Below are 24,831 nucleotides of genomic sequence, written 5' to 3'. Positions count from 1 at the left end.
TTTTCTGCGGCCTAGATGGTTCCGGGTGAATCAGGAGCGTCAACCACAACCGGGGTATTACGCGCCTTGAACATAAACCACACAAAGCACGCCGCAGCCACGGCTATGCCTATGCCATAGCCCACAGATTCGCTCAGATGCAGCGGAAACTCCGGTGCCACGCACAGGTAGGTGGCGCACACGGCGGTCATGAACACGGCGGGAACAGTGGCAATCCAGTGCACCTTGCCGTGGCGCACCAGATACATGGCAGCTGCCCACAGCACAATGGTGGCAAGGGTCTGGTTGGAGAAGCCGAAGTAACGCCATATCACGCCGAACTCAGTCTTGGTGATCAGGAAGCCCACGGCAAACAGGGGCACGGCGATCATAAGACGCTTCACCACGTCGCGCTGAGCGATATTGGTGAAGTCCGCGATGATGAGACGTGCGGAACGGAACGCCGTATCACCGGAAGAGATAGGCAGGATGATAACACCGATAATGGCAAGGAAGCCGCCAATGGGGCCCATAAGGGTGGTGGCAACCTGATCGACCACGGCAGCAGGTCCGCCCTGTGCCAGCACAGCCTGCAACGCTTCGGGGGTCTGGTAGAAGGTCATGCCCAGCGTCGCCCACACCAGCGCGATAATGCCTTCACCGATCATGGCGCCGTAAAACACGGGGCGGCCGCACTTTTCATCGGGGATGCAGCGTGCCATCAGCGGCGACTGCGTGGCATGGAAGCCGGAAATGGCGCCGCAGGCAATGGTAATGAACATCAGGGGCCACAGGGGCAGCCCGGTGGGATGCACGTTGGCAAGTCCCACACCGTTGGGGAAGAAGGTGTAGCCGTCCACGATGAGCATAACAGAAAGCCCGCCTGCCATGATGAGCAGTGCCAGCGCAAACAGGGGGTACAGGCGGCCGATAATCTTGTCCACGGGCAGAATGGTGGCAAGGAAGTAGTAGGCGAAGATAATGCCCGTCCACAGCATTACGGCGGTGGCGTTATCAAGGTCAAAGCCGATCTTGTTGGCCAGCAGCTTTGCCGGTCCCAGCACAAAGACCACGCCCACCAGCAGCAGCAGAACAATGGAAAACACGTTCATAAACTGCTTGGCAAACTTGCCCAGGTTGTAGCCCACAGCGTCCGGAATGGACTTGCCGTCATAGCGCACCGAGAGCATGCCGGAAAAATAGTCATGCACGGCACCGGCAAAAATGCTGCCCAGTACTATCCACACCAGCGCGGCAGGGCCGTACAGCGCGCCCAGAATGGGGCCGAAAATGGGGCCAAGCCCGGCAATGTTCAGCAACTGGATAAGATAGATCTTCTTGGGATCCATCTTCACAAAGTCCACCCCGTCTTCCATACGGCAGGCGGGGGTGGCGCGGCAGTTGTCCACGCCGAAATTAGCTTCCACTATCTTGCCGTACACAAAGTACCCGGCAATAAGCATGGCGCATGCCAGAAAAAAGTAAAACATTCCTCACTCCTTGGACTGTAGTTGGTGCTTCGGGCCGTCGGCCCCCCAAACGGGCAGACGGCGGCCTCCGGCGGTTCCCCTGCAGCCCGAATTCAAGATACGACGTGGCAGGGCGTGCTGCGCGTGGAAAGGAACCGGCCGGTATCACGCTTTCCCCTTGTGGAGGTATTGCAGTCCTACACCTGTTTTCGGGGGGCAAACCGCATCGGGAGTGAAAAGACATTTTGGAAAGACGAAATGCACCCCTGCCGGAGTGAACCGCACGCCATAAGCCTCTACCGGCAGGCAGGTCAGTTGCCGGAACACACCGTTGTGCGGACAGGAGTATAATCAGGGATACAGCCCGAAGGCCGTTCAGGAAGGGAATGCCATGCAAAAAGACGCAGGGCAGATAGGCGGCGCCGCCCTTCTCAGCGGTCCGTTATGTCCACCCGCAATTCAATGCAGTGGGTAATGGTGCCGTCCTCCGCCCGGACAGGCGTGGTGGCAATTAGCCAGCGGGTGGCCGTACCATCAGGGTAGGTTCCGGTTTCTTCAAGCAGGCGGGCTTCTCCGTCTGCAAAAGTCAGTGCCACCGGGCAATCCCCGCCGGGCGCGGGGCGGTTGCACATGCGGCGGCACGAATCGCCGGGGCGGGTATGAAAAACCTCTGTAAAAGCCCTGTTGCAGCGGGCCACACGGAAAAACCGATCCTGCACACTCACAAATCCGGGCAGATTGTCAAACAACCGCTCCAGCATGTCGTTAGAGGTGCGCAGCATGCGCAGGCGCTCCGCCAGCGCCTCGCCGGAACGAACCAGTGCCACGGTCAGGCCGTCCAGTTCATCCTCCACGGGAATCTGCGTGGGCAGCGGTGCGCTGCCCAAATCCCGCGCGGTTTCCGTCAACGCTTCCAGCGGCTGCGATATGAGCGTCCGGCACAGATGGGTGAACACAAAATAATACAGCGGCATAAACAGTGCCGCACAGCATGCCATGATCCACAAAATATCTTCCGGTGTCAGCGGCGCGCTCAAGGCAAGCGCCAGCATCACGCCCAGCACCACCATGCCCGCCAGAGCAAACAGCACCGTGGCAATAACAGCCACCTTCGCCGCCAGCGCCATGCGTATTCCGCGAATAATTCCGAGCACGCACCCTCCCCTGTTGCAGCCGCACACAGGCGGCTTTCCGCAATTCCGTGCCCGGTAATCCGCACCGGGCCTTGCGTTCCCTATCACGGACTGCGCAAGTGCTCAACCGCTCACCTCCTCTACCGGCAAACCGACACCCCCTGCCGGAATGCATAAAAAAGCCCCCGCGGGCGGGGGCTTCCGGGAGCTATCCCTTCTTGGTAAAAAATTCCTTCTCCGCCCCGCACAGCGGGCACACCCAGCCTTCGGGCAGATCTTCAAAGGCCGTTTCCGGGGGAATATTGTTGTCGGGGTCGCCTTCCATAGGGTCATACACATAACCGCAGGGACATTCGTACTTCTGCATTCCTTCCTCCATGTTTTCCGGCAGTCGTCAGAGAACCGCTCCGTAAAGGGGGCTGTACGGCACCTTCCCGCCCCTCTTAGGTTCCCTGTGTTATTGTCTAGACGTGCGCAGCATGGGTGTCAACCGCGACCGGATATCCGAACCGCACGTGCTGCACGTACCGCACGAACGGGAAGAACCGCCTGCAGAAAAATCCTCGGCGGAGCACACAGTGCACCCGTCCTTTCCGCGTTGCGCCCCGCCCGCCGGCGCGGCATACCGGGGCGCGCTTCCAGCATCCACTCCGTCACGCCTGCCGCGCGGCACAGAAAGATCCTCGGCAACGGCAAGCCCCGCCATGCTGTCTCCCAGCTCCTCATCCGGCAGGGCATAGTCGTCCAGCCACACGGCATCGGGATTGCGCGGGCAGCCGAATATCCTTCCCGCATCCATGGGGTCGGGCGCGCGGTGCCGCCTGAACAGCACCCGGTCCTCTTCCACGCCCAGCACCTCTATCTTGCCCGTGGCGTGCGACATGCAGAACCGTGCCCGCTTGGCAGGTCCGGAGCAATGGCGCAGGGCTTCCTGCAAAATTTCGTATCCCTCTTCCACGGGCACGGTGAAATGCCTGTTCCCCATGGTGGGGCGGCAGACAAAAAGATAGTACGGCTGCACCCCTATCCGGGCCAGCCCGCTGAACAGCGCAGCCAGCGTGGCGGGGTCGTCGTTCACCCCGCGCAGCAACGGCGTCTGGTTGGTCAGAATCACACCCGCCCGCTGCAACAGGTGCACGGCCTTGCGCGAAAGGTCGGTAATCTCGTTGGGGTGATTAAAGTGGGTCTGGATGTATATCTTCCGGCGCGGCGTGCTGTACCGCGCCAGCATGTCCGACAGTCCGGGGTCGTGAATTATGCGTTGCGGGTCAAACACCGGCATGCGCGACCCTATTCGGATGAACTCCACATGCCCTATGCCCGCCAGCCCCCGGATAATCTCTTCCAGCGCAGCGGTGGAAAGCAGCAGCGGGTCACCGCCGGAAACAAGCACGTTGGTTATCTCATGGCTGTCCGCAATATACCGCAGCGCGGCAGGCACATCCACGCGCGCATGGTCGGAACCGTCCATGAAGATGCGCTTGCGGAAGCAGAAGCGGCACAGCCCGCCGCACACATCGTTGGCAAGCAGAATGGCGGTGTCGGGGTACTTGTGCTGCAACCCCGGCATGACCGTATGGTCACTCTCGCCGGAAGGATCCAGATTCCCCCAGTCGTGCGACTCGTCCTCATGGGGCACTATGATGCGGCGGACAGGATCATCCGGGTCGTCCCAGTCGATGAGCGAAAGATAATACTCGTTGGCGCGGAAGGGATAACGCGCGGTCACGCGTGCCGCAGCTTCCCTTTCGGCAAAAGAAAGCGGCAGGGACTTCAATGAATGAGTATAACGGGATATGGACATGGCGTTTTCCTCCTTCTTGCCGCCCCGCAGGGACACCGGCTGCACCGGATTCACCGGACGCGCCGGACACGGGACGGTTGACACGGTGCCGGGGCACCGCGCACATTCTCTCCTTTCCGGTCTTCAGCAACGAAGCAAGACCGGCAAGCCCTGATGGATGTCGAACAAACAGCCCTTGTCAGGCTGAAACAATCACTTCTTCAGACCGTTCAAAAAGAAAGAGAGGCACGGCGCGAAAACGTTCAGACAATGCTCTTCAGGGGCGTGCGCAAAAACATGCACGGGCATCTGAACATTTCGCTGCAACGCAGCCGTTTGCTTCGTAAACGGTCCCTTATGACCGGCAATGGTGTTTTCTCTGTTCCGGCGGGCAGAACCGCCCCGGCAAGCCATGAAGAGTCTGCGGGGTTCGGGGCGGAAGACATGTCGTATGCAAGCGCAATCTAATCAAACCGGACCGGCAGTTCCGTAAGATGAACCGGTCACTTGGCGGCGCTGCCGGGCTCCTGCCCGGTCACGTCCCGTCTGCATCCATGTGCAGACGGGACGGAACGCCTTCTCCGCCGGATATGGGGGGCGGAACAGCCGCAGAATAAGCGGCCTTCTCCACCGACTACACCGAAATACCTCAATGCGGAGGCAAAATCAAGGCGAAAAACCGGCATTCCCGTGGCACCTGCCACAGGCGTGGCACATGCCGTCCCTCATGGCGGCAAACATCCGGCAAGCATCCGGCAAGAATCCGGCAATCGACCGGCAATCTTCCCAGCGATTGCAATGATTGGGCAATGACCGGGCAAAGCCTTGGCAAGGCTCCGGCAATAATTGGCAACGGCTGGCAACGCTCCGGTTATCCGGTATCCGCAACGCGCTACCGCAGCGCGTCGAGCATCCCCGCCACCACGGGTGCCATGCGGGAGACAATAACCCGCACCCCGGCAGCGTTGGGGTGCATGCCGTCATCCAGATTCAGCGTGCGGTCCAGCGCAACCCCTTCCAGAAAGAACGGATACAGCGCCACGCCGTATTCCCGCGCAAGGTCGGGATACAGCGCGTCAAACCGCGCTGCGTAGTCCTCTCCCATGTTGCGCGGCGCATGCATGCCCGCCAGCAGCACGGTAACGCCGTGCGCGCGGCAGGATTCCAGGATGGCGGCAAGATTGGTCCGCGTCACATCGGGCGAAATGCCCTGCAAGGCGTCATTGGCACCCAGCTCCAGAATAAGAAGCTCCGGTGCAGACTCCAGCGCCCATGCTATGCGCGCCGCCCCCCCGGCCGAGGTATCGCCGGAAACGCCCGCGTTGGTCACGCGCACGTTGTAGCCCATGCCGAGCAACTCCCCTTCCAGCACGGCGGGAAAACTATGGGCGTTCGCCAGCCCGTAGCCCGCCGTCAGGCTGTCCCCGAAGGCCATGATATGCACAGGGGCTGAGGCGGCAGTGCCGGAATCCTCCACGCCATTGCCAGACGCGGGATATTGATTACTATACACAGGACGCGCGTCCGCACAGAGCAGAAACGCCACCAGCAGCACACTCGAAACAGCCGGGAGAAGAAAACGCATGCGCAACCCCATGATTGAACTTTCAGATATACACCTCAGTCTAGTGGGCGGCTCGGGCGAGGTCAACATCCTGCGCGGCGTGGACCTGCGTGTTGATGCCGGAGAAACCCTTGCCATTGTCGGCCCTTCCGGCTCCGGCAAGACCACCACCCTCATGATCATGGCAGGGCTGGAACGCCCCACATCAGGTGCCGTGCGCGTTGCGGGCAACGATCTGGGCGGCATGAACGAAGACGCCCTCGCCCGCTTCCGACGCACACACATGGGCATCGTGTTCCAGTCGTTCCACCTTGTGCCCACCATGACCGCGCTGGAAAACACGGCCCTGCCGCTGGAATTTGCCCACATCCCCCACGCCCGCGCCCGCGCGGCAGAGGCGCTTGCCGCCGTGGGACTTGCAGACAGGGCGCACCATTACCCCGCACAGCTTTCCGGCGGCGAACAGCAGCGCACCGCCCTTGCCCGCGCCTTTGCGGCAGACCCCAAGGTCATTCTCGCGGACGAACCCACGGGCAACCTCGATACGGAAACAGGCGAACGCATCATCGATCATCTGTTTGCCATGCAGCGGCAGCACGGCACCACGCTGGTGCTCATCACCCACGACAGGGGACTTGCCGCCCGCTGCCACAGGCAGGTGCGCATGGCGGACGGGCGTATTGCGGGGGCAGCGCAACCCGGCCTTACCGGACAGGCAGAACAGGCAGAACAGGCCAACAAAAACGAACAGGCCGGGCATTCCGGACATGACGAACAACAGGCCGCCCAAACCACCGGACAACCCAAAGGAACACGCCCATGACCCTGCGCGATGCCCTGCTCGCCCTCAGGCTGGCACTGCGCGAACTGCGGTCCGGCAAGCGGCGGTTCACCGTCTTTCTCAGCTGCCTTGTCCTCGGCGTGTTCGCCATTGCCGCCGTGGGATCGGTTTCAGAATCGGCCCGTTCCGCCATCAGCCGCGACGCCCGCATCCTGCTGGGCGGCGACGCCTCCGTGCAGCTTGCCGACCCGTTCCCCGAACCGGATGAACTGGCATGGCTGAACGCGCGCGGCACCGTGAGCCACTCCATTTCCCTGCGCGGCATGGCCCGCACGGCACAGGGCGATTCCGCCCTTGTGGCGGTCAAGGGCGTGGATAACGCTTACCCCCTGTACGGCTCGGCAACCCTTGCTCCCTCCATTCCCCTTGCGGATGCCCTCGGCATGCAGACGGCAGGCGACTCTGCGCCCCTGCACGGCGTTGCCGTGGATGCGCTGCTGCTGGAAAGGCTCGGTATCCGCGTAGGCGAAACCATTACCGTGGGCGACCGCGCGTTCCGCATAACCGCCATACTTGAAAAAGAACCGGACAGGGCGTTTCAGGGCATCACCTTCGGCCCCCGCGTGCTCATGTCCATGGAAGGACTCAGGCAGACAGGGCTGCTGCTTCCGGGCAGCCTGCTGAACAGCCACCTGCGCGTGCGTCTGCACACACAGGGTGGCACCGCCGCGCCGGAAGCGCAGGTCACAGCCTTTGCGGAAGAGGCCCGCCGGACCTTCCCCGACACGGGCTGGCGCATAGAACCCTTTTCCCGTGCCGCACCGCGCATCCGCAATATTCTGGACCGCATGGATACCGACCTCATGCTCATCGGCCTCGGCGCACTGCTGGTGGGCGGTCTGGGTATTGCAGAAGCCGTGCGCGGCTACCTCGCCACCCGCATCCAGAATATCGCCATGCTCAAATGCGTGGGCGGCGGGGTCGCCACCGTGCTCTGGACCTATCTGCTCCAGATACTGCTCATAGGCGGCATGGGCATCTTCGCGGGCTGCGCGCTGGGTGCGCTGGTGCCCTACCTTGCCCGCGAAACGCTGGGCCACCTGCTGCCCGTCGCCATGGATGCCTCGCTGCACTGGCAGCCCCTGCTCCGGGCCGCCCTGCTGGGGCTTGCCATCATTGTGGCATTTTCCCTGCGCCCCCTGCTGCTGGCGGGCGCCGTGCCCCCAGCCGTGCTGTTCCGGGGCTATGTGGCCACGCAGCGCACCCGGCTGTCCGGCAGCGGCAGACTGCTGGTGGGAACGGCCTTTGCCGTGCTGGCGGGGCTGGTCTACCTGCTCACTCCGGACAAACGCATGGTGCTGGGCTTCGGTGCTGTGGTCATCGGCTGCCTTGCGGTCTTCCGCTTCGTGGCATGGGCCATGCGGGCGGCTTCGCGCCGCGCGCCGCAGACCGGGCATCCCAGCCTGCGCCTCGGTATCTCCTCCATCCACCGTCCGGGCGCGCCCACCACGCATCTGGTCTTTGCCCTCGGCCTGGGCCTCACCGCGCTGGTCGCCATCGCGCAGATCGAACAGAATCTCACCAAGGCGCTGGAACGCGACCTCTCGCGCGATGCCCCCGCCTTCTTCTTCATCAACATCCTGCCGGATCAGCTCGCCACCATGGACGAGCTTGCCGCCACCCCCGGCGTGACCCGCGTGGAACAGGGGCCCATGGTCCGCGGACGCATCATGCGCATTGCCGGTGTTCCCGTGGAAGAGGCGGTCATCACTCCGGACGTGCAGTGGGCCGTGCGCGGCGACAGGGGCCTCAGCCACGCCGCAGCCATGCCGGACGATGCGGAACTGGTGTCGGGCGCATGGTGGCCTGAAGACTATGCAGGCCCGCCCCTCATCTCCCTTACGGACGATCTGGCCAAAGGCTTCGGCGTCACCGTCGGCGATACGCTCACCTTCAACATCCTCGGGCGCGAGGTCACAGCCCCCATCGCCAACATCCGCAAGGTGGACTGGATGACCTTCCAGCTGCAGTTCGCGGTCCTCTTCGCCCCCGGCCTGCTGGACAACGCTCCGGTGACATGGGTGGCCACCGTATACGGCAACGGCCAGCAGGTGGATTCCCTGTACCGCACGGTCACCAACGCCCACCCCAACATCACAGCCCTGAGCATGCGCGAGATATTGCAGGACGTGCGCAACATCATGCACCACATGGGCACGGTGTTCCGGGCCATGGCCGCCGTCATGCTGTTCACGGGCCTGCTGGTACTTGCCGGGGCCGTGCTGGCAGACCGGCACAGGCGCATCTATGATGCCGTGATCTACAAAGTGTGCGGTGCCACCCGGCGCGACATCCTTCTGGCTCTGGTCACCGAGTTTTCCCTCACCGGCATGGTCACGGGCCTTTTCAGTGCGCTCACCGGCACGGCTGCCGCATGGGCCGCCGTCACCGGCCTCATGCACCTGAACTTCACCGTGCAGCCCGTTGCCATGGTCGCCACCATCGCGGCGGGGGCGGGCATATCCCTGCTTATCGGCCTTGCAGGCACGGCGCGGGCCCTTAACAAAAAACCTGCACCTTACCTGCGTAACGAATAACCCCCGCAACACACCGGATACTCCCCAAAAAAAAGTTCAGGCCCCCGCGCATGGTATACGCGGGGGCCTGAACTTCTCGCAATTAAGCTTATACGCTCCGCTAAGCTTACATGCTCCGCTGGGCTTGCACAGTCTGGCGGGCTTGCCCGGCATATCCGAATGCCCCGATCAGTCTGACTTTCCTGACTTTCCAGATTTTTCCGGCTTGCCTGCCTTTCCCGGCTTGCCTGCGGCCTCAGGCTTGCCGCCCCTGCCATCCTCTTCTGCGGCAGCCGGGGAACTCTCCATACCGGTCATACCGGCCTTGTCATTTTTTCCGGGCTTTCCGGGCTTGTCGGGCTTACCGCGCTTGTCTCCCTTATCGGGCGCGTCAGACTTTCCCTTTCCGCCCTTGCCAAGTACAGAAGGCGGCACCCCAAGTTCGTTGCAGATAGCCCCCCAGCCCTTGCCGGAAGCCCTCATGGAACGCACCCTTTCCTGCGGCACGCCTGCGGCATGGGCAATGGAAGCGATACGGGCTTCGTGCAGACGGGCGTTGGAGCTGCGCACATCACGTTCCGCGTTCCGCCACGCCTCCTCGGCTCTGCGCACCTCCCCCTCAGGGCTGCCCACCCTTTTGGCCCGGTCATACACCTCGCGCGCCCGCTCGGCCCGGCCTAACGCCTCATCCACCGAATCCAGCACCGAATCAACCGCTGCCACCGGGTCCTGCCCCGCCTGGCCGCCCTGTCCCGTCTGGGCCACGCCCATTCCCGGCATGAGCAGAAAAGCCAGAATCACCGCACGCAACGCCCACTCCCGTACCGTACGCACGTCCGTCACGGCTGCCGACACACACCCTTCCCGTAGCATACTGCAACTCCTCGCAAACGTTTCAAAACCATCCCAAGACCGGGTGCATCCGCAGCACTGCTGCAGCCCGTCCCCGCAATGCCTGTGGTACCGGAACACTGCAACACTACGGCTCCATGGGCAATGATATCAACCTGCAACCCCTTACAGGTCCACCAGTTCCACATCCGTCTCGGCTATGGGCATGCCGAGGAACAGACTGCCGGTGCGTGCAAACCGGGGCACATCGTCCGTGGTAAGAAAACGGGTGGTGCCGCATCCCGCTTCCGTACGCAGCAGGCCACGCGCGGCAAGCTCAGCCTGCACTGCGCTGGCAGTGGTCTCCGCAGAATCCACTATGGCCACATCAGGGCCTATGACGTTGCGTATGGCCGATGCAAGCAGCGGAAAATGCGTGCACCCCAGCACAAGGCAGTCCGGCTCATCCGCCAGAAACGGCTGCAACGGCTGCAACGGCTGGACCCGGGAAACTGTGGAATCTTCCGGATTCTGGCAGGACTGCGGATTAAGCCGGAACAGCGGAGCCAGATACCGCGCCGCCACGCCTTCCACCAGTTCACCGTCCACCCAGCCTTCCTCCGCAAGTGCCACAAACAGCGGGCACGGCCTGCCTATTACCCGCGCCTGCGGGCGTATGGCATGAATGGCCCGCTGGTAGGCGTTCCCCCGGATGGTAGACTCCGTCGCGATAACCGCAATGGTTCCCGTGCGGGAAGCCGCACAGCTCGCCTGCGCCCCCGGCTCCACCACACCGACCACGGGAATGCCGGGATACGCCTCGCGCAAAGCCTCCAGTGCCACGGAACTGGCGGTATTGCAGGCTACCACCAGCAATTTCACCCCACGTTCCACCAACCTGCCGGAAGCCTGCACCGCATAGCGGGTAACCGTTTCCGGACTCTTGGTTCCGTAGGGCAACCGGGCCGTATCCCCCAGATACAATATATCTTCGCAGGGCAGGCAGGTACGCAGTGCCTTGAGCACGGTCAGCCCCCCCACGCCCGAATCGAACATGCCTATGGGCAATGTCTTGGTCATAACTGCTCCATCTCTCTTCTCCGGCTGCACATGCCGCCGTGCGGGGCACAGCAACACGACCGCCGGAAAAATGCAAGCGCACAGCCCCTGACCATCTTTAATGCCTAAAAATCTCCGGTCATCTTCCATATTTGTAATGGCACACAGTCACAATCCATGCTATTCTGCCCGGAAAGCATGTCAAATTCATGCTACCGTGTCCGATTCTAATTGCCTTATAAATTCAGTTGTCCCTATAAGCCATCTTTCCGGTTATGCCGATACGGAAGAAAAGATACAGAGTAACATGGGGGCAACCGCCTCCCGGCGCATTTGAACAACAGGCAAGCCTGCACTGCAGCTGAATCTGAGGGGCAAATCAGCGCATAGGCGTTTTGGAAAACATTCATCACTTTTTATCATATGTATGATTATGTTCCGGAGGTTTTATGAAATTCGGTTTGCGGGAACGAGTACTTATACCAGTCTTAACACTCATTGTTCTTGGCATGGGTTTTTCTTCCCTCTTATCCTATCGTCTTTCCAAATCGGCCGTTGAAGAGGCCATGAACGGGCAGGCTGCACAGTCTGCAGAATCGCTTGCCCGCCAGACAACAGCATGGGTCGACGACATCCAGAACTCCCTTGCATGGGAAGCCCACTGGGACGTGTACACCCGGGTCATGGACAACGGCGGCATCTATCAGCACGAGGTCACCGCCGCCAACGAACAGCTCGCCCTGTTCGCCAAGCACTCCAAGTTTGTTTCCGCCATCAAGTTCACCAATGCCGAAGGCACGGTCATCGCCAGCTCCACACCCAGCGAGATAGGCACCCTCAATGTGGGCAACCGTGACTATTTCGCCAAAGCCATGCGCGGCGAACCGGCGGTTTCCGATGCCATCCTCAGCCGCGCCACCGGCAAGCCCGTTGTGGTCATGGCCGTTCCTGCCAAGACCAACAACAGGATAACCGGCATATTCTACGGCACGGTGGAACTGGCAGACTTTACAGGGCTGGTGGTAGACCCTGTCCGGCTGGGCAACACCGGCTATGCCTTCATCATTGCCCGGTCCGGTCAGGTGGCAGCCCACCCCGAAAAAGACATTATCCTCAAGCTGGATATCACCGAACAGGACTGGGGCAAGGCCATTGTCTCCCAGAAGAACGGCATGATTGAATACGTCTTTGAAGGTGCGGACAAAATGGTCACCTTCCGCGAAGAACCCCGCACGGGCTGGATAATCGGCGTGGGAGCCATGAGTTCAGACATCTACGCCGCCGCCCTTCAGGTACGCAACACCAGCCTGTACATCACGGCGGGCGTCATTCTCATCGTGGGGCTGGTCACCTTCCTCATCGTGCGCAGCATCATCGCCGCCATACGGCGCAGCGTGCTCTTTGCAGATGCCGTTGCCGGAGGCGATCTCAGCGGAACGCTCACCCTTGCGCGGAATGACGAACTGGGCACCCTCGCCAACGCACTGCGCACCATGGTGGAAAAGCTCAAGGAAATGATCGGCATGGCCGAACGCAAGACCGCAGAGGCAGAGGAAGAATCCTCCCGCGCCCGCGAAGCCATGGGGCAGGCGGAAGAAGCACGCCTGAAGGCGGAAAGCGCCAAGCGGGAAGGCATGTTGCAGGCAGCGGCTCAGCTTGAATCCATTGTGGAACGCATCCACGCCTCCTCCGGCCTTCTCACGCAGCAGATCGGCGAAGCCCTGCAAGGTTCCGAACGCCAGCGTGAGCGCACGGCAGAATCAGCCACCGCCATGGAAGAAATGAACGCAACCGTCATGGAAGTGGCCCGCAACGCCTCTGAAGCTGCGGAACACTCGGAAGATGCCCGGCGCAAAGCAACCGAAGGCTCCGGCGTGGTAGATTCCGTGGTCAGTGCCATCTCCGACGTGAACACCAAGTCCATGTCGCTGCGCGAAAGTCTGGGAGAACTGGGCAAGCGCGCAGAGGGCATCGGCTCGGTCATGGGCGTCATTTCGGACATTGCGGACCAGACCAACCTTCTGGCACTGAACGCGGCCATAGAAGCCGCCCGCGCGGGCGAAGCCGGACGCGGATTCGCCGTGGTTGCCGACGAGGTACGCAAGCTGGCGGAAAAGACCATGCAGGCCACCAAAGAAGTGCACACCGCCATTCAGGCTATTCAGCAGGCCTCGCGCGAGAACATCAAGGGCATGGAAGAAGCCTCTGTCTCCGTGGATAAGTCCACGGAACTTGCCACCGTGGCAGGCGACTCGCTCAAGGCCATTGTGGATATCGTGCAGGCCAATGCCGATCAGGTCCGCGCCATTGCCACCGCCAGCGAAGAACAGTCCGCCGCCTCGGAAGAAATAAGCCGCGGCGCGGAAGAGGTGAACATGATTGCGCTGGAAACCTCTGAAATAATGACCCGTTCATCACAGGCTGTAGACGAGCTGGCCGAGATGGCGCAGGAGCTGCAAGGCCTTATTGAGGACCTGAAAACGGCCTGATCCGGTCACGCAAGATTGTACCCAAGATAAAAGCTCCCGGAACCGACTGCGGTTCCGGGAGCTTCGTTTTGCGAATAAACCTCCGCTCCGTCACGTCCCGTCCTGCGCCCTCAGGAGAACGGCGGACGCCCCTTGCCGCCGGCACTCCAGCCCGGAGCCGAATACGCACTCGGATTCTTCCTGTTCCCGGCTTACGGTCAAAAAAATCCCTTTCTGCGGACCACTCAGGAAGAACTGTCCACCAGCTTGCCCGCATCCGTGACAAGATAGTCCAGAATAAGCTGCTCAAGGGTGCGCGATTCGGTGGTACGCGCACGGGTGGCAGCGGCTGTGTCCAGAATGGATGCCTGCGAGGCAAGGGCGGAAGCCTGCGAGGCAAACCCGGTGGCACGGCTGGAAAGCATGGATTCTATGCCGGATACATACGAAGAAAGTGATGAAAGCCTTGTAGCGGCTGTGGAGGCGGCAGACGCGTCAGCCAGATCGGTGGCTCCCACCATGGTCAGGCCGTTCACGCCGCTCAGGCTGCCAAAGCTGCGGTCGGCAATGAACGACATGTCATGCAGGCTCATATCAAACCCGCCGGTACCTGCCTGAATGTGTACCTTGCCCGTGGTTCCCGGTGCGCCCGCCGTTCCGGTCAGGGTAATGCGTTCGTCCGCCGCCCAGCCGTCGCTGTCAAACAGCTTCATGCCGTTGTAGGATGCGGAGGCGATAGCGCCGTCTATCACCTTGACCAGATCATTATATTCCGCCCGTCCGGCCGTGGTGCTTATGCTGCCATCGGCAACCCCTTCCGCAATGGCCTTCATCCGGTCCAGCGACTCACGCATGCTGGTCACGCCGGAAGCCGCCATAAGCGACACAGAAGCCGCCTCGGACACATTGCGCGAGGCCTGCCGCAGCATGCCCGCATCGCTCCGGATACGCCCCGTCAGGGCAGCCGCCGTGGGGTCCGTAAGACGTCTGGCCCCGGTGCTCTTGAGCAGCAGGCTGCGCAGGTCCGCCCCGCCGCCGGAGAGCAGTGTCTTGGCCAAGGTATCCTGCTGCAGCAACTGCATGGTCAGGCTGAGGATGAGCGCGCTGTTGTCGGTGGTCATGGCAGTCTCCTCCCGCATACGCCACAATGCACGGTATAATCCTGATAAGGCATATCGGAGCTTTGCCGCAGAACTTTAGTACCCATGCGAAAAATCTGTCCGCGCCGCCCGCCCTATCATGCGGAGCAATGCTGCCAGGGGTCCCCTTCAGCACCGGCCCGCAATCATCTGGGGGCAAGGATAAAATTTTATCACACGGTATCAGCATGTTGCAAATAAGCATGCGGCTTCACGCCATGCCCTCGTTCACCCGCAGCAGTTGCAACCTTGAACACGCGGCGAGGTTCTGCTAACTTGCCGATTGTCGCAACGTACTCTTCAGGTGGCCCGCACGGGCCGGTACAGGGAATCCGGTGGAAAACCGGAGCGGTCCCGCCGCTGTAATCCCGCACGCCTCCGGGCGGCACATGGGAAAGCCAGAATACCTGCCTGAAGCGATTTCAGAACGCGCAACGGCACGAGGATGCCCGAACGCGGTCTTGAACTCTCTTTTCCAACGCACGCCGGTGCTGTGCGGGGGTTCCGCCGCCCGCACGAACAGCCTCCCGGCAAAATGACAACACACGCCCGCCGCCCGACGGTGCAGGTGCCTTTTTTGCGTGCAGTTTCGCCCTTAACGCCGGGGTGTTGTGCTGTGCGCTGCAAAGCACGCCGTGTGTTGCCGGAGACAGAATGCCCAATCAGATTCTCAAACGTGACGGCCGAATCGAAACATGGTCTCTGGACCGCATTGCCAACGCCATATTCAAGGCACTGAAAGGCAGCGGCATAAAAGACCCCCTGCTCTCCAAACGCCTTGCCGGCAAGGTGGAGAAAAAGCTGGAGGGACTGGACATGCCCGAGCAGGAGCATGTGCAGGACATGGTGCAGCAGGTGCTCATGGAAGCACGGCTCTACACCGTGGCGGAACGCTACATCATCTACCGCGAAAAACGGCGCGAAATGCGCAGCCAGAATCAGGCGTATCTGGACATTTCCAAGATGATTGAAAGCTATCTGGACCGCAGCGACTGGCGCGTGCAGGAAAACTCCAACATGGGCCACTCGTTTCAGGGCCTCATTCTGCACATGGCGGGCACGGTTCAGGCGCGCTACGTGCTGGAGAAATACCCCGAAGAAATCCGCCTTGCGCATAACCACGGCTATTTTCACCTTCACGACCTTTCCTTCGGCCTTGCGGGTTACTGCTCCGGCTGGAGCCTGCGCGACCTTTTGCTGGAAGGCTTCAATCTGGAAGGACGCAGCTGCTCGGCCCCGGCCAAGCACTTCGACTCCGCCTGCGGGCAGATAGTCAATTTTCTCGGCACGCTGCAAAATGAATGGGCAGGCGCACAGGCGTTCAACAATGTAGACACCTACCTTGCCCCCTTCATCCGCAACGACGGCCTGAGCTACAAGCAGGTGCGCCAGCAGTTGCAGAAGATGGTGTTCAACCTGAACACCACCTCCCGGTGGGGCGGACAGAGCCCGTTCACCAACTTTACCTTCGATATGGTTCCGCCCGCGCACATCGCCAAGGAACCCGTCATCATCGGCGGCGTGTATCAAGATACCACCTACGGCGACTACGCCGAGGAAATGGAAATGATCAACCGCGCCTTCCTTGAAGTCATGCTGGAAGGCGATGCAGACGGGCGCATCTTCTCCTTCCCCATTCCCACGTACAACGTGACCAAGGACTTTGCGTGGGATTCAGAAGCAGGCAGGCTGCTGCTGCGGCTCACCGCCAAGTACGGGGTGCCCTACTTCCAGAACTTCATCAATTCCGACCTTAACCCGGAAGACGTGCGCTCCATGTGCTGCCGTCTGCAGATGGACCTGCGCGAAATCCGCAAAAAGACAGGCGGCCTGTTCGGCGCGGGCGACCTTACCGGTTCCATAGGCGTGGTAACGCTTAACCTGCCCAAGCTTGCCTACCTTGCGCACAACGAGGAAGACTTCCTCGACCTCATCACCGAATACGCGGAACTCGCCAAGGACTCGCTGGAATTCAAACGCAAGCTGTGCGAACAGAATCTGGAATCGGGCATGTTCCCCTACAGCCGCCGCTACCTGAAGAACGGCTACAACGGCCACTTCTCCACCATCGGCGTCATCGGCGGGCATGAGGCCTGCCTGAACATGCTGGGCAAGGGCATAGAAACCGAAGGCGGCCTGCGCCTCATGCGCCGGGTGCTCAACCACCTGCGCAGCCTCACCCTCACCTTTCAGGAAGAGACAGGCCACCTGTACAACCTTGAGGCAACCCCCGGCGAAGGCACCTGCTACCGTCTCGCCAAGATTGACAAGGACCTGTACGAAGACATCAAAACCTCCGGCGATGCCGTGCCCTACTACACCAACTCCACCCTGCTGCCCGTGGGCATAACCGGCGACGTGTTCTACGCGCTGGAACACCAGAACGAGCTGCAGACCCTGTACAACGGCGGCACGGTTTTCCACACCTTCCTCGGCGAATCGGTACCCGATGAAGACAGCGTGAAAAACTACCTGCTCAAGGCCATGAGCCAGACCAAGATGCCGTACATCTCGGTCACGCCAACCTTCTCCATCTGCCGCAGCCATGGCTATCTGCACGGCGAACACTTCAACTGCCCCACCTGCGGCAGCGAAGCGGAAGTGTATACCCGTGTGGTGGGCTACTACCGCCCCGTAAGCCGCTGGAACAAGGGCAAACAGGAAGAATACCGCGAACGGCAGGAATACGGCATGTCCGCCCTGTGCGGCTGCGACTAACGCAGGCCTGCCTCCGTCACATGCACTCTCTAAAGGGCGGCCTCCGGGCCGTCCTTTTCGTTCTATGGCACAGGGTCGTTGTATGCCGGAATATAGGACTAAGAACGGCATGGCGGATGCGCAGGCTATCATTGACTCATTCCCCTGCGTCCGCCACAAAGGATACTAGAAGACCCCGGCAGGCTGAACGCATCACAGCAACCCGGCACATTGCCTTTTCAACGCCAGATTACGGATAGAGAAACAAAGGACGTAGCCATATGAAACTGTTCACCACATGCGTCATGGCCTGCCTGCTGCTGTTTGCGCCGCATGCTGCCACGGCGGAGTACAGGGATATTCTGCAAGAATGGGGCGCGGTTCAGGTACCGGAAAAGCCCCCTGTTCAGGCGGTCTCCGTGGACCACTCCACCACTGCCCTGCTCATTCTGGACATTGAGGAACTCACCTGCAATGAAGAACGCCGCCCGCGCTGTCTGGAAACCGTGCCCCGCATAGAGGCACTCATGCGCAAGGCCCGCAACGCAGGCATGCCTGTCATTTACAGCCTCACCACGCGGGGAACGCGGGAGAGCATTCTCCCGCCTGTTACGCCCCGCCAGATAGACCCGGTGGTGCAGTCCAGCGTGGACAAATTCTTCAATACGCCGCTTGCGGCCATTCTTGATGACATGCGCATAAAGGCCGTCATCGTCACAGGCACTGCCGCCCACGGCGCAGTGCTGCATACGGCCACAGGGGCGGCCCAGCGCGGCCTGCAGGTCATTCTGCCCGTAGACGCACTTTCCGCCTCATCGCTGTACATAGAACAGGCGGCGGTGTGGCTGCTGCATACCGGCCCCGCCACCAGCCAGCGGCTCATTCTCACCCGCACGGCGGACATCAGCGTCCAGTAGCTTTTTTTCGGTTTTTTACGCCTCGTCGAAAGTTCGCTATTGACAGCGAGGGGCCGTAACGATAAACAAGCCTTCCTTCATGGACGGTTAGCTCAGCTGGTAGAGCATCGCCTTCACACGGCGGGGGCCACAGGTTCAAGTCCTGTACCGTCTACCACATGCGGAGCGGTAGTTAAGTCGGTTATAACGCCGGCCTGTCACGCCGGAGGCCGCGGGTTCGAGTCCCGTCCGCTCCGCCATGAAAGCAAAAGAAGCCCTTGCACAACGCAGGGGCTTTTTGCATTGGCGGCCTCCCGTTCCGATCTGCCGCCGCGGGTTCGAGTCCCGTCCGCTCCGCCATGAAAGCAAAGAAGCCCTTGCACAACGCAGGGGCTTTTTGCATTTCACCACCGCTACAGGGGCCAGAACCAGACAAGCAGCGGCAGGCTTACTGCAAGAACAATAAGGTCTGTGGGCAGGCCCATGCGCCAGTAATCTCCGAAGCGGAATCCGCCCGGGCCGAGAATGAGCGTATTGTTCTGGTGCCCTATGGGCGTGAGAAAGGCGCAGGATGCGCTTATGGCAACGGCCATGAGAAAGGTATCCGGGTTTGCCTCCAGTTGCACTGCGGCACCCAGCCCTATAGGTGCCATCACGGCAGCCGTGGCGGCGTTGTTCATCAGGTCCGTCAAAACCATGGTGGTGACCATAATCACAGCCAGCCCCACCATTGCATTGCCCTGCGCAACGGCATCCAGCAGAAACCGGGCAACAAGGTCTGCCGCTTCCGTACTCTGCATTGCCCCCGCCACGGGCAGCAGACTTGCCAGCAGCACCACCACGGGCCAATCCACCGATTCATAAGCCGACCGCAGCGGCACGGTGCGCAGCGCCATGGATGCCAGCACCCCTGCCGCAAAGGAAACAGCCGCAGGCAAAAGACCCAGCGCGGCAACTCCCACCGAAACCAGCATAATCCCCGTAGCCATTGCGGCCTTGCGCTTGTCCGGAATACGCAGGTCACGCTGCGCCAGAGGCACGCAGCCAGAGTGGTTTGCAAACTCCGCCAGATTCTCCGGTGCTCCCTGCAGCAGTAACACATCGCCCGGCTGTATGCGCAGTGAACGCAGCCGCGCCATGGAGTACCTGCCCTGCCGGGACACTGCCAGCAGATTGATGCTGAACCGGGTACGCAGCAGCAGATCGCTTGCCGAGCGGGAGGCAATCTCCGATGCGGGAAGCACCGCCATTTCCATAAGCACTGCCTCGCCACCGGCAGCAGTTTTTTCATGCTTCCTGACCGGTTTTTCGCCTGCCTTGGCAGCGGAGCCTCTTACCGGCATCACGGGACCGGACATGGCGTCCAACGCTATTCCCCGTGCCTTTTCCGGCAGTTCTGACAGAATCGAAATTTTCGGCAGGGACGCACTCTTTGACCTCTCCGCCCCTTCCGGCCCTTCCGGCCCTTCCGATTGTTCCGATTGTTCCGAACGTCTCGACCTTTCCGACAGACCCGCTGCATCTGGCAGACCGTCATCGGGCAGTTCCCCCTCCAGAGCAGGTTCACTGCCCCCGCTGCCTGCATCTTCCGGTACTGCAGCGTCCGCACTCTTTTCGCCTGCAGAAACGCGCTTGTCCTCTTCCAGCTTCAGGTCCAGTCTGGAGAGCACATCGGACAATGCCTCCACATCCGCCTCAAGCATCAGAATATCTCCAGCCCGCAGCACACGGCTGGGACGCGGCGCAATCATATGCACACCGTTGCGCACAAGGTCCACCACCTGCGCATCCCCCTCTTCCAGCACCGCCTCAATTTCGCGCAACCGCTTACCCGCCGTGGAACTTCCCTCGGGAATGCGCACCTCCGTTATATAGGCTCCGGTCTCAAAACCGCCCGTATCGGCGTGTTTGCGGTTCGGCACCAGCCTCCAGCCCGCCAGCGCGATAAAGGCAACCCCTACCACCGTAAGCGGCACACCCACATAGGCGAAGTCAAACATGGCGTATCCGCTCATACCCGCCTGATTCTCGCGGAAGCCGGAGATGATAAGGTTGGGCGGCGTGCCGATAAGCGTGGTGGTTCCGCCCAGAATAGACCCGAAGGCCAGAGGCATGAGCACCCTGCCCGGCGCAAGTCCCAGCCTGCCCGCCACCTGAATGGCCACGGGCATGAGCAGCGCAAGCGCGCCCACGTTGTTCATAAAGCCGGAAAGCACGGCGGCCAGAGCGGCCAGAGCGGCAATGCTCACTGTGGGCCCGGCATTGGCGGGCAGCACGTTGCGCGTAAGCACGTCCACCGCGCCGGAAAGCTGCAACCCCCGGCTGAGCACCAGCACGCAGGCTACCGTGACCACGGCAGGATGCCCGAAACCGCTGAAGGCGTTGCCCGGAGCAACCAGCCCAGCCAGCACGCAAGCCAGCAGGGAACCCACGGCCACCATATCGTGCCGCCATTTGCCCCACAAAAACATGGCGATAGTCGCCACAAGAATACCCATGATGATGAGCTGGTCCTGCGTCATGCCTTTCCTCCGCCCGGATGGGCAGGGCGCGGTGCCCTGCGCGGTTGAACGCCTGCGCACCACCTTGAGCGAGTCACCTGCCCGGAGTTACCGGGGTGTCCTGAACAAGGCGAAGCAGGAAGAGCATAACGCAGTTGCGGAAAAAAGCCTATCCGCCGGTGCGGATTGTTCCGCCGGATGCAGCGGGCGCGCTACCAGACGATGCCGCCTGCCCCGTGCTGCGCAAGCCATGCGTTAGCCCGCGCAAAATGCCCGCAGCCGAAGAAGCCGCGATGGGCGGAAAATGGTGAAGGATGCGCCGCCTCCAGCACCAGATGGCGGGCAGGGTCCACCAAGGCTGCCTTCTGGTGTGCGTGTGCGCCCCAGAGCATGAAAACCGCAGAGGCACAACGTTCGCTCACGGTGCGGATGATATCATCCGTCAGCTCGTCCCAGCCCAGCCGCGCGTGGGATGCTGGTCTGCCCGCATCCACGGTAAGGGTGGTGTTCAGCAGCAGCACGCCCTGCACCGCCCAGCGGGTAAGGTCCGGCGAATGCGCCCCCGGCACATGGTTTGTCCCGGCCCGGCCTGCCATATCTGCATGGCCGCCGTGGTCGCTGTGTCCGCCGCGTCCGTTCTCCCCTCCGGGCTGGGCGTCAATTTCCTTGAATATGTTGCGCAGCGAGGGCGGCATCCTGGCTCCCGCGGCAAGAGTCGCCTCCGGCACGGAAAACGCCAGCCCGTGCGCCTGTCCCGGACCATGGTAGGGGTCCTGCCCCACTATGACCACGCGCACCGCTGCCAGCGGTGTCAGATGCAGGGCATTGAACACCAGCGATTCCGGCGGATACACCGTACCCTGTTCCCGCCGCGCCGCCACGGCTTCCAGAACGGCCCTGTGCCGTCCCTGCCGCAGAAAGGGCACAGCCGCCAGCCAGTCCTCCGGTATGGCGGAACCGGCAACCACGCCCTGCCCTGCCAGTCCTGCGTCACCAGCGCTGCTTACGGCAACATCGCCACTATCACCCCGTTCACCCCGTTCACCTGTCGGGCGCGCCCCGCCGTAACGGCCAGCCCTCGGCATCAGGCGTTCTCCCTCACCCACGCCCCAAGGCGGCTAAAGCACTCCGCAAGTTCCTCCTGCTCTCCCCCGAAAGAAAGCCGCAGATGCCCCTCACCCTCCGGTCCGAACGAACCGCCCGGAATGGTAATCACGCGGGCCTCTTCCAGAATCCTGCGGGCCACCTCAGGTGAGGCCGCATGGCTGAAACGGTACCGCGCCATCACATAAAACGCCCCGCGCGGAATCACATACGAAAAATGATCGGCCATGCCGTCCAGTGCCGCGCAGGTCTGGGCACGCCGCAGGCACAGGGCGCTGCGCATGGCATCCACGCAATCCTGCGGTCCGGTAAGCGCGGCAAGGGCGGCATACTGCGAAACCGTGGGCGCGCATATGGCAGCGGCATCGTGCACCTTGAGCAGTTCGTCCATCCAGCGTTTGTCCGCCGCCACATAGCCCACGCGCCAGCCCGTGAGTGCGTATTTCTTGGAAAAGGAGTTTATACAGATAACATGGTCGCGCATCTCCGGCAGGCTTGCCGGACTGAACGGCATGGGGGCAGGGTTTCCCGCCGCATCGTAAACCATGAAGTCGTATGTTTCATCCGATATGATCACAAAATCCTGTTCCAGCGCCAGCGCGCACAGGGCGCGCACATCCGCCTCATCATACACGGTCCCTGTGGGGTTGCCGGGATTGCACAGAATAACGGCGCGGGTGCGGTCCGTCACGGCGGCGCGTATGGCTTCCACGTCCAGCCCCCAATCTGCGGGACGCAGGGGAACATACACGGGCACCCCTTCCGCCATAAGCACCTGCTCGGCGTGCGAGGCGTAGCCGGGAGAGGGAACAATCACCTCGTCCCCGCGGTCCACCACCGTGAGCATGGTCATGAGCAGCGCCTCCATGGCACCCACGGTCACGCCCACCTCGGTGCCGGGGTCCACGACAAAGCCTTTTTCCTCTGCCAGCCGCCCGGCAATAACCTCGCGCAGCACGGGCATCCCCGGTTGCAGCGAATACTTGCCTATGCCCGGTTCATCGCGCAGGGCGCGGGAAACGGCTTCGGCTATATGCGGCGGCGTGGGAAACGAGGGAACCCCCTGCCCCAACGAGACGCATCCGCCGATTCTGGCGGCGAGCATGGGCATGAGCTTGGTGGCGGAAATGCGGATATTCTGCACGCGGCGGCTGATTTTGTGTACTCTGGCCATGGAAAGGTCTCCTCGGAGGTAGCATAGAGGCATGAGGGTCGGACGAACTAGCAGAGGCATCGGAACCGCAAAGAAAGCTCCCCGGTCTGCCGTGGCGGCGACCCTACACCCGTGCCCTTCGCCTTGCAACCGTCGGCAGTCGGTGTCGCGGTTCCACATCTCGGCGCGCAGCACCCTTGCCGCACATCTGGACACCACCAACCACATCCGCACGCACATCGGCATTCTGCCGCACCATGAAGGGGAAGCCTCCGTAGCACCGCCAAGGTTCTCGGATATCCGCCTCACGGCAGAAAACCGCCGGGGCGCGCTGGAACTGCACAGCGCCATCGTCAGCATCTCGCCTGAACCGGAACAGGGCGCTGCCGCCTGCGCCCGTCACGCCTCCTCAGTAACTGTTGCCGCGCCCCCGGCCGCGCAGCGGGTTACGCACCTGGTTGCGCAGCGGGTTACGCCCCGGGTTACACGAAGACGCATGCTGCCCGCCATAACGGCCTTTCCGGCAATCTGCACCGCCACGGGCATGCCGCCAAACCGGTACACCGTCACCTCCACCAGCCCCGGCCTGCCCATGGCATACCCCTGCCGCGCGGTAAAGCTGATCGTATCATCGCCCACCGCGCCATCGTCCGGCCCCCTGCGGGCGTCAAAAACCCCGTGCGCAGCCAGATAGATTCCGGCCGGGCCGCTTGCCGTTCCCGTCACAGGGTCTTCGTCAATACCTTCCGCCGGACAGAACATCCGCCCGTCTATGAGAAAGCCAGATCCCGCAGGGTCGGCACCGGACTCAGGCACGCCGTCCCGCAACGCCTTCCGTCCTCCGGCAAACACAAAGACATAAAGCATGGCACAGCTCAGACGCGGAGCCAGGGCGGCAAGGGCAGCAAAGTCCGGCCGCATGGAGTGCAGGCAGGCGGCTTCGCGCAGCGGAAGGATAACCACCTGTGATCCCGTGGAGACATACTGCACGGGCAGGTCATCGCGCAAATCGCCAAGGCGTATGCCCAGCGCGGCGGCAAGGGCGGCCCGGTCCGTCTCATCCAGCACCGTGCCTATCTGCGGTTCACCCAGTGTCATGGTTATTTCCGGCTCGCCGCGTCCGTCCGTGCCTATGAGCACGGGCAGGCGCCCTGCCCCCGTGTCCATGGCCACATTGGCCTCCCGCACGGAAAACAGCTTGGCAAGGGCATAGTGGGTGGCAATGGTGGCATGCCCGCACACGGGCACTTCCATGACAGGCGTGAAAAAGCGCACCAGCATGTCCGCCGCATCCGGTCCCACGCCGCCCCTTGCGCGTCCGGCATCTGTTATGGCGGCGACTATGCCTGCTGCTCCGCCCGCCTGCGGGCCACCGCGTGAGCCTCCCTGTGCGGGAGGCAGCACAAAGGCGGTTTCCGAAACATTCACATACGCCGCCACCGCCTGCATCTGCTCCGCAGAAAGCCCTTCTGCATCCAGAACCACTCCGGCGCGGTTGCCCCTGCCCACCTCTGTGGTAAAGGCGTCCACAAGCAGCACCGTCACCGTTACGGCGTCTTCCGCCGCCGGTTCAGAAGGTGACAAACCGGAATATACCGGAGCAGAAGCTATCGGAGCCTTCGTCATATGCCTCTCCTTGCGGCGCATTGCCTCACGCCGGAAAAAAGGCCGGCACCCATGCGGCACCGGCCCTGAACA

At 61.9% G+C, this 24,831-nt stretch carries 17 protein-coding genes, 2 tRNA genes and 1 riboswitch; of the genes, 7 read left to right on the top strand and 12 right to left on the bottom strand.

Annotated features, from left to right (window positions below; genetic code table 11):
* Positions 1-11 precede the first annotated feature (11 nt).
* The 5 genes from HUV26_RS12390 to HUV26_RS12370 all read right to left on the bottom strand — a co-directional run bounded on the left by HUV26_RS12390 (position 12) and on the right by HUV26_RS12370 (position 5,949).
* Positions 12-1,469 carry a carbon starvation CstA family protein gene (locus HUV26_RS12390; RefSeq protein ID WP_174410458.1) on the bottom strand — a complete coding sequence of 486 codons (1,458 nt, stop codon included), beginning with the start codon at positions 1,467-1,469 and terminating at the stop codon, positions 12-14.
* A gap of 410 nt (positions 1,470-1,879) precedes the next feature.
* Positions 1,880-2,602 (bottom strand): PAS domain-containing protein, encoded by a 723-nt coding sequence (locus tag HUV26_RS12385; RefSeq protein ID WP_174410457.1) that lies wholly within the window; start codon positions 2,600-2,602, stop codon positions 1,880-1,882.
* Positions 2,603-2,789: 187 nt separating this feature from the next.
* Positions 2,790-2,948 carry a rubredoxin gene (locus HUV26_RS12380; RefSeq protein WP_174410456.1) on the bottom strand — a complete coding sequence of 53 codons (159 nt, stop codon included), beginning with the start codon at positions 2,946-2,948 and terminating at the stop codon, positions 2,790-2,792.
* A 90-nt stretch (positions 2,949-3,038) separates the two neighbouring features.
* Positions 3,039-4,385, bottom strand: coding sequence for a KamA family radical SAM protein (locus tag HUV26_RS12375; protein WP_174410455.1), 1,347 nt, complete (start codon positions 4,383-4,385; stop codon positions 3,039-3,041).
* Between the two features lie 871 nt (positions 4,386-5,256).
* A complete protein-coding gene (locus HUV26_RS12370; protein WP_174410454.1) occupies positions 5,257-5,949 on the bottom strand; it encodes an arylesterase in 693 nt (230 codons plus the stop codon).
* Between HUV26_RS12370 and HUV26_RS12365 the strand changes: the two genes are divergently transcribed.
* Together HUV26_RS12365 and HUV26_RS12360 are read left to right on the top strand one after the other, a co-directional pair.
* On the top strand, positions 5,948-6,751 hold the full coding sequence (locus HUV26_RS12365; protein ID WP_174410453.1) for an ABC transporter ATP-binding protein: 804 nt from the start codon (positions 5,948-5,950) through the stop codon (positions 6,749-6,751). The genes HUV26_RS12370 and HUV26_RS12365 overlap by 2 nt on opposite strands.
* Positions 6,748-9,306, top strand: a complete 2,559-nt coding sequence (locus HUV26_RS12360) for an ABC transporter permease (protein ID WP_174410452.1) — start codon at positions 6,748-6,750, stop codon at positions 9,304-9,306. The genes HUV26_RS12365 and HUV26_RS12360 overlap by 4 nt, the downstream gene beginning before the upstream one ends.
* Positions 9,307-9,474: 168 nt before the next feature.
* On the opposite strand, the gene HUV26_RS12355 is transcribed toward HUV26_RS12360, so the two are convergent.
* Together HUV26_RS12355 and murI are read right to left on the bottom strand one after the other, a co-directional pair.
* On the bottom strand, positions 9,475-10,158 hold the full coding sequence (locus tag HUV26_RS12355; protein ID WP_174410451.1) for a hypothetical protein: 684 nt from the start codon (positions 10,156-10,158) through the stop codon (positions 9,475-9,477).
* A gap of 144 nt (positions 10,159-10,302) precedes the next feature.
* Positions 10,303-11,196: a glutamate racemase gene (gene murI / locus HUV26_RS12350; protein ID WP_174410450.1), complete on the bottom strand. Its 894-nt coding sequence runs from the start codon at positions 11,194-11,196 to the stop codon at positions 10,303-10,305.
* A gap of 488 nt (positions 11,197-11,684) precedes the next feature.
* Here murI and HUV26_RS12345 point away from each other — a divergent pair, with 488 nt between their 5' ends.
* Entirely contained in the window at positions 11,685-13,664 is a 1,980-nt protein-coding gene (locus HUV26_RS12345) for a methyl-accepting chemotaxis protein (RefSeq protein ID WP_243451377.1), read from the top strand.
* A gap of 224 nt (positions 13,665-13,888) precedes the next feature.
* Here the strand turns inward: HUV26_RS12345 and HUV26_RS12340 are convergent, their stop codons facing one another.
* Positions 13,889-14,764 carry a flagellin N-terminal helical domain-containing protein gene (locus HUV26_RS12340; RefSeq protein WP_174410448.1) on the bottom strand — a complete coding sequence of 292 codons (876 nt, stop codon included), beginning with the start codon at positions 14,762-14,764 and terminating at the stop codon, positions 13,889-13,891.
* A gap of 303 nt (positions 14,765-15,067) precedes the next feature.
* A riboswitch (cobalamin riboswitch) is annotated at positions 15,068-15,211 on the top strand.
* Between the two features lie 225 nt (positions 15,212-15,436).
* Here HUV26_RS12340 and HUV26_RS12335 point away from each other — a divergent pair.
* The 4 genes from HUV26_RS12335 to HUV26_RS12320 all read left to right on the top strand — a co-directional run bounded on the left by HUV26_RS12335 (position 15,437) and on the right by HUV26_RS12320 (position 18,635).
* Positions 15,437-17,500, top strand: a complete 2,064-nt coding sequence (locus tag HUV26_RS12335; RefSeq protein ID WP_174410447.1) for a ribonucleoside triphosphate reductase — start codon at positions 15,437-15,439, stop codon at positions 17,498-17,500.
* Positions 17,501-17,760: 260 nt separating this feature from the next.
* Positions 17,761-18,396, top strand: a complete 636-nt coding sequence (locus HUV26_RS12330; RefSeq protein ID WP_243451376.1) for a cysteine hydrolase family protein — start codon at positions 17,761-17,763, stop codon at positions 18,394-18,396.
* A gap of 81 nt (positions 18,397-18,477) precedes the next feature.
* Positions 18,478-18,553 (top strand) — tRNA-Val (locus HUV26_RS12325).
* Positions 18,554-18,558: 5 nt separating this feature from the next.
* Positions 18,559-18,635 (top strand) — tRNA-Asp (locus HUV26_RS12320).
* A gap of 153 nt (positions 18,636-18,788) precedes the next feature.
* Here HUV26_RS12320 and HUV26_RS12315 read toward each other — a convergent pair.
* The 4 genes from HUV26_RS12315 to HUV26_RS12300 form a co-directional block, all read right to left on the bottom strand.
* Positions 18,789-20,897: an SLC13 family permease gene (locus tag HUV26_RS12315; RefSeq protein WP_174410446.1), complete on the bottom strand. Its 2,109-nt coding sequence runs from the start codon at positions 20,895-20,897 to the stop codon at positions 18,789-18,791.
* Positions 20,898-21,088: 191 nt separating this feature from the next.
* A complete protein-coding gene (locus HUV26_RS12310; protein WP_174410445.1) occupies positions 21,089-21,961 on the bottom strand; it encodes a uracil-DNA glycosylase in 873 nt (290 codons plus the stop codon).
* Complete coding sequence (locus HUV26_RS12305; protein ID WP_174410444.1) at positions 21,961-23,154, bottom strand: pyridoxal phosphate-dependent aminotransferase; 1,194 nt, start codon at positions 23,152-23,154, stop codon at positions 21,961-21,963. Before HUV26_RS12305 ends, HUV26_RS12310 begins: the two co-directional genes overlap by 1 nt.
* A 378-nt stretch (positions 23,155-23,532) precedes the next feature.
* Positions 23,533-24,759, bottom strand: coding sequence for a PhzF family phenazine biosynthesis isomerase (locus tag HUV26_RS12300; RefSeq protein ID WP_174410443.1), 1,227 nt, complete (start codon positions 24,757-24,759; stop codon positions 23,533-23,535).
* Between the last annotated feature and the right edge of the window lie 72 nt (positions 24,760-24,831).

This window comes from Desulfovibrio psychrotolerans (assembly GCF_013340305.1).
GTDB lineage: Bacteria > Desulfobacterota > Desulfovibrionia > Desulfovibrionales > Desulfovibrionaceae > Halodesulfovibrio > Halodesulfovibrio psychrotolerans.
Note: the sequence above shows the minus strand (reverse complement) of the source record. Positions and strands in the feature narration are given on the sequence as shown.

Excerpts from the sequence above, each read along its gene's own strand:
- HUV26_RS12390 (WP_174410458.1), bottom strand. The coding sequence starts at position 1,469 with ATGTTTTACTTTTTTCTGGCATGCGCCATGCTTATTGCCGGGTACTTT.
- HUV26_RS12380 (WP_174410456.1), bottom strand. The coding sequence starts at position 2,948 with ATGCAGAAGTACGAATGTCCCTGCGGTTATGTGTATGACCCTATGGAA.
- HUV26_RS12375 (WP_174410455.1), bottom strand. The coding sequence starts at position 4,385 with ATGTCCATATCCCGTTATACTCATTCATTGAAGTCCCTGCCGCTTTCT.
- HUV26_RS12365 (WP_174410453.1), top strand. The coding sequence starts at position 5,948 with ATGCGCAACCCCATGATTGAACTTTCAGATATACACCTCAGTCTAGTG.
- HUV26_RS12370 (WP_174410454.1), bottom strand. The coding sequence starts at position 5,949 with ATGCGTTTTCTTCTCCCGGCTGTTTCGAGTGTGCTGCTGGTGGCGTTT.
- HUV26_RS12360 (WP_174410452.1), top strand. The coding sequence starts at position 6,748 with ATGACCCTGCGCGATGCCCTGCTCGCCCTCAGGCTGGCACTGCGCGAA.
- HUV26_RS12355 (WP_174410451.1), bottom strand. The coding sequence starts at position 10,158 with ATGCTACGGGAAGGGTGTGTGTCGGCAGCCGTGACGGACGTGCGTACG.
- murI (WP_174410450.1), bottom strand. The coding sequence starts at position 11,196 with ATGACCAAGACATTGCCCATAGGCATGTTCGATTCGGGCGTGGGGGGG.
- HUV26_RS12345 (WP_243451377.1), top strand. The coding sequence starts at position 11,685 with ATGGGTTTTTCTTCCCTCTTATCCTATCGTCTTTCCAAATCGGCCGTT.
- HUV26_RS12340 (WP_174410448.1), bottom strand. The coding sequence starts at position 14,764 with ATGACCACCGACAACAGCGCGCTCATCCTCAGCCTGACCATGCAGTTG.
- HUV26_RS12335 (WP_174410447.1), top strand. The coding sequence starts at position 15,437 with ATGCCCAATCAGATTCTCAAACGTGACGGCCGAATCGAAACATGGTCT.
- HUV26_RS12330 (WP_243451376.1), top strand. The coding sequence starts at position 17,761 with ATGAAACTGTTCACCACATGCGTCATGGCCTGCCTGCTGCTGTTTGCG.
- HUV26_RS12315 (WP_174410446.1), bottom strand. The coding sequence starts at position 20,897 with ATGACGCAGGACCAGCTCATCATCATGGGTATTCTTGTGGCGACTATC.
- HUV26_RS12310 (WP_174410445.1), bottom strand. The coding sequence starts at position 21,961 with ATGCCGAGGGCTGGCCGTTACGGCGGGGCGCGCCCGACAGGTGAACGG.
- HUV26_RS12305 (WP_174410444.1), bottom strand. The coding sequence starts at position 23,154 with ATGGCCAGAGTACACAAAATCAGCCGCCGCGTGCAGAATATCCGCATT.
- HUV26_RS12300 (WP_174410443.1), bottom strand. The coding sequence starts at position 24,759 with ATGACGAAGGCTCCGATAGCTTCTGCTCCGGTATATTCCGGTTTGTCA.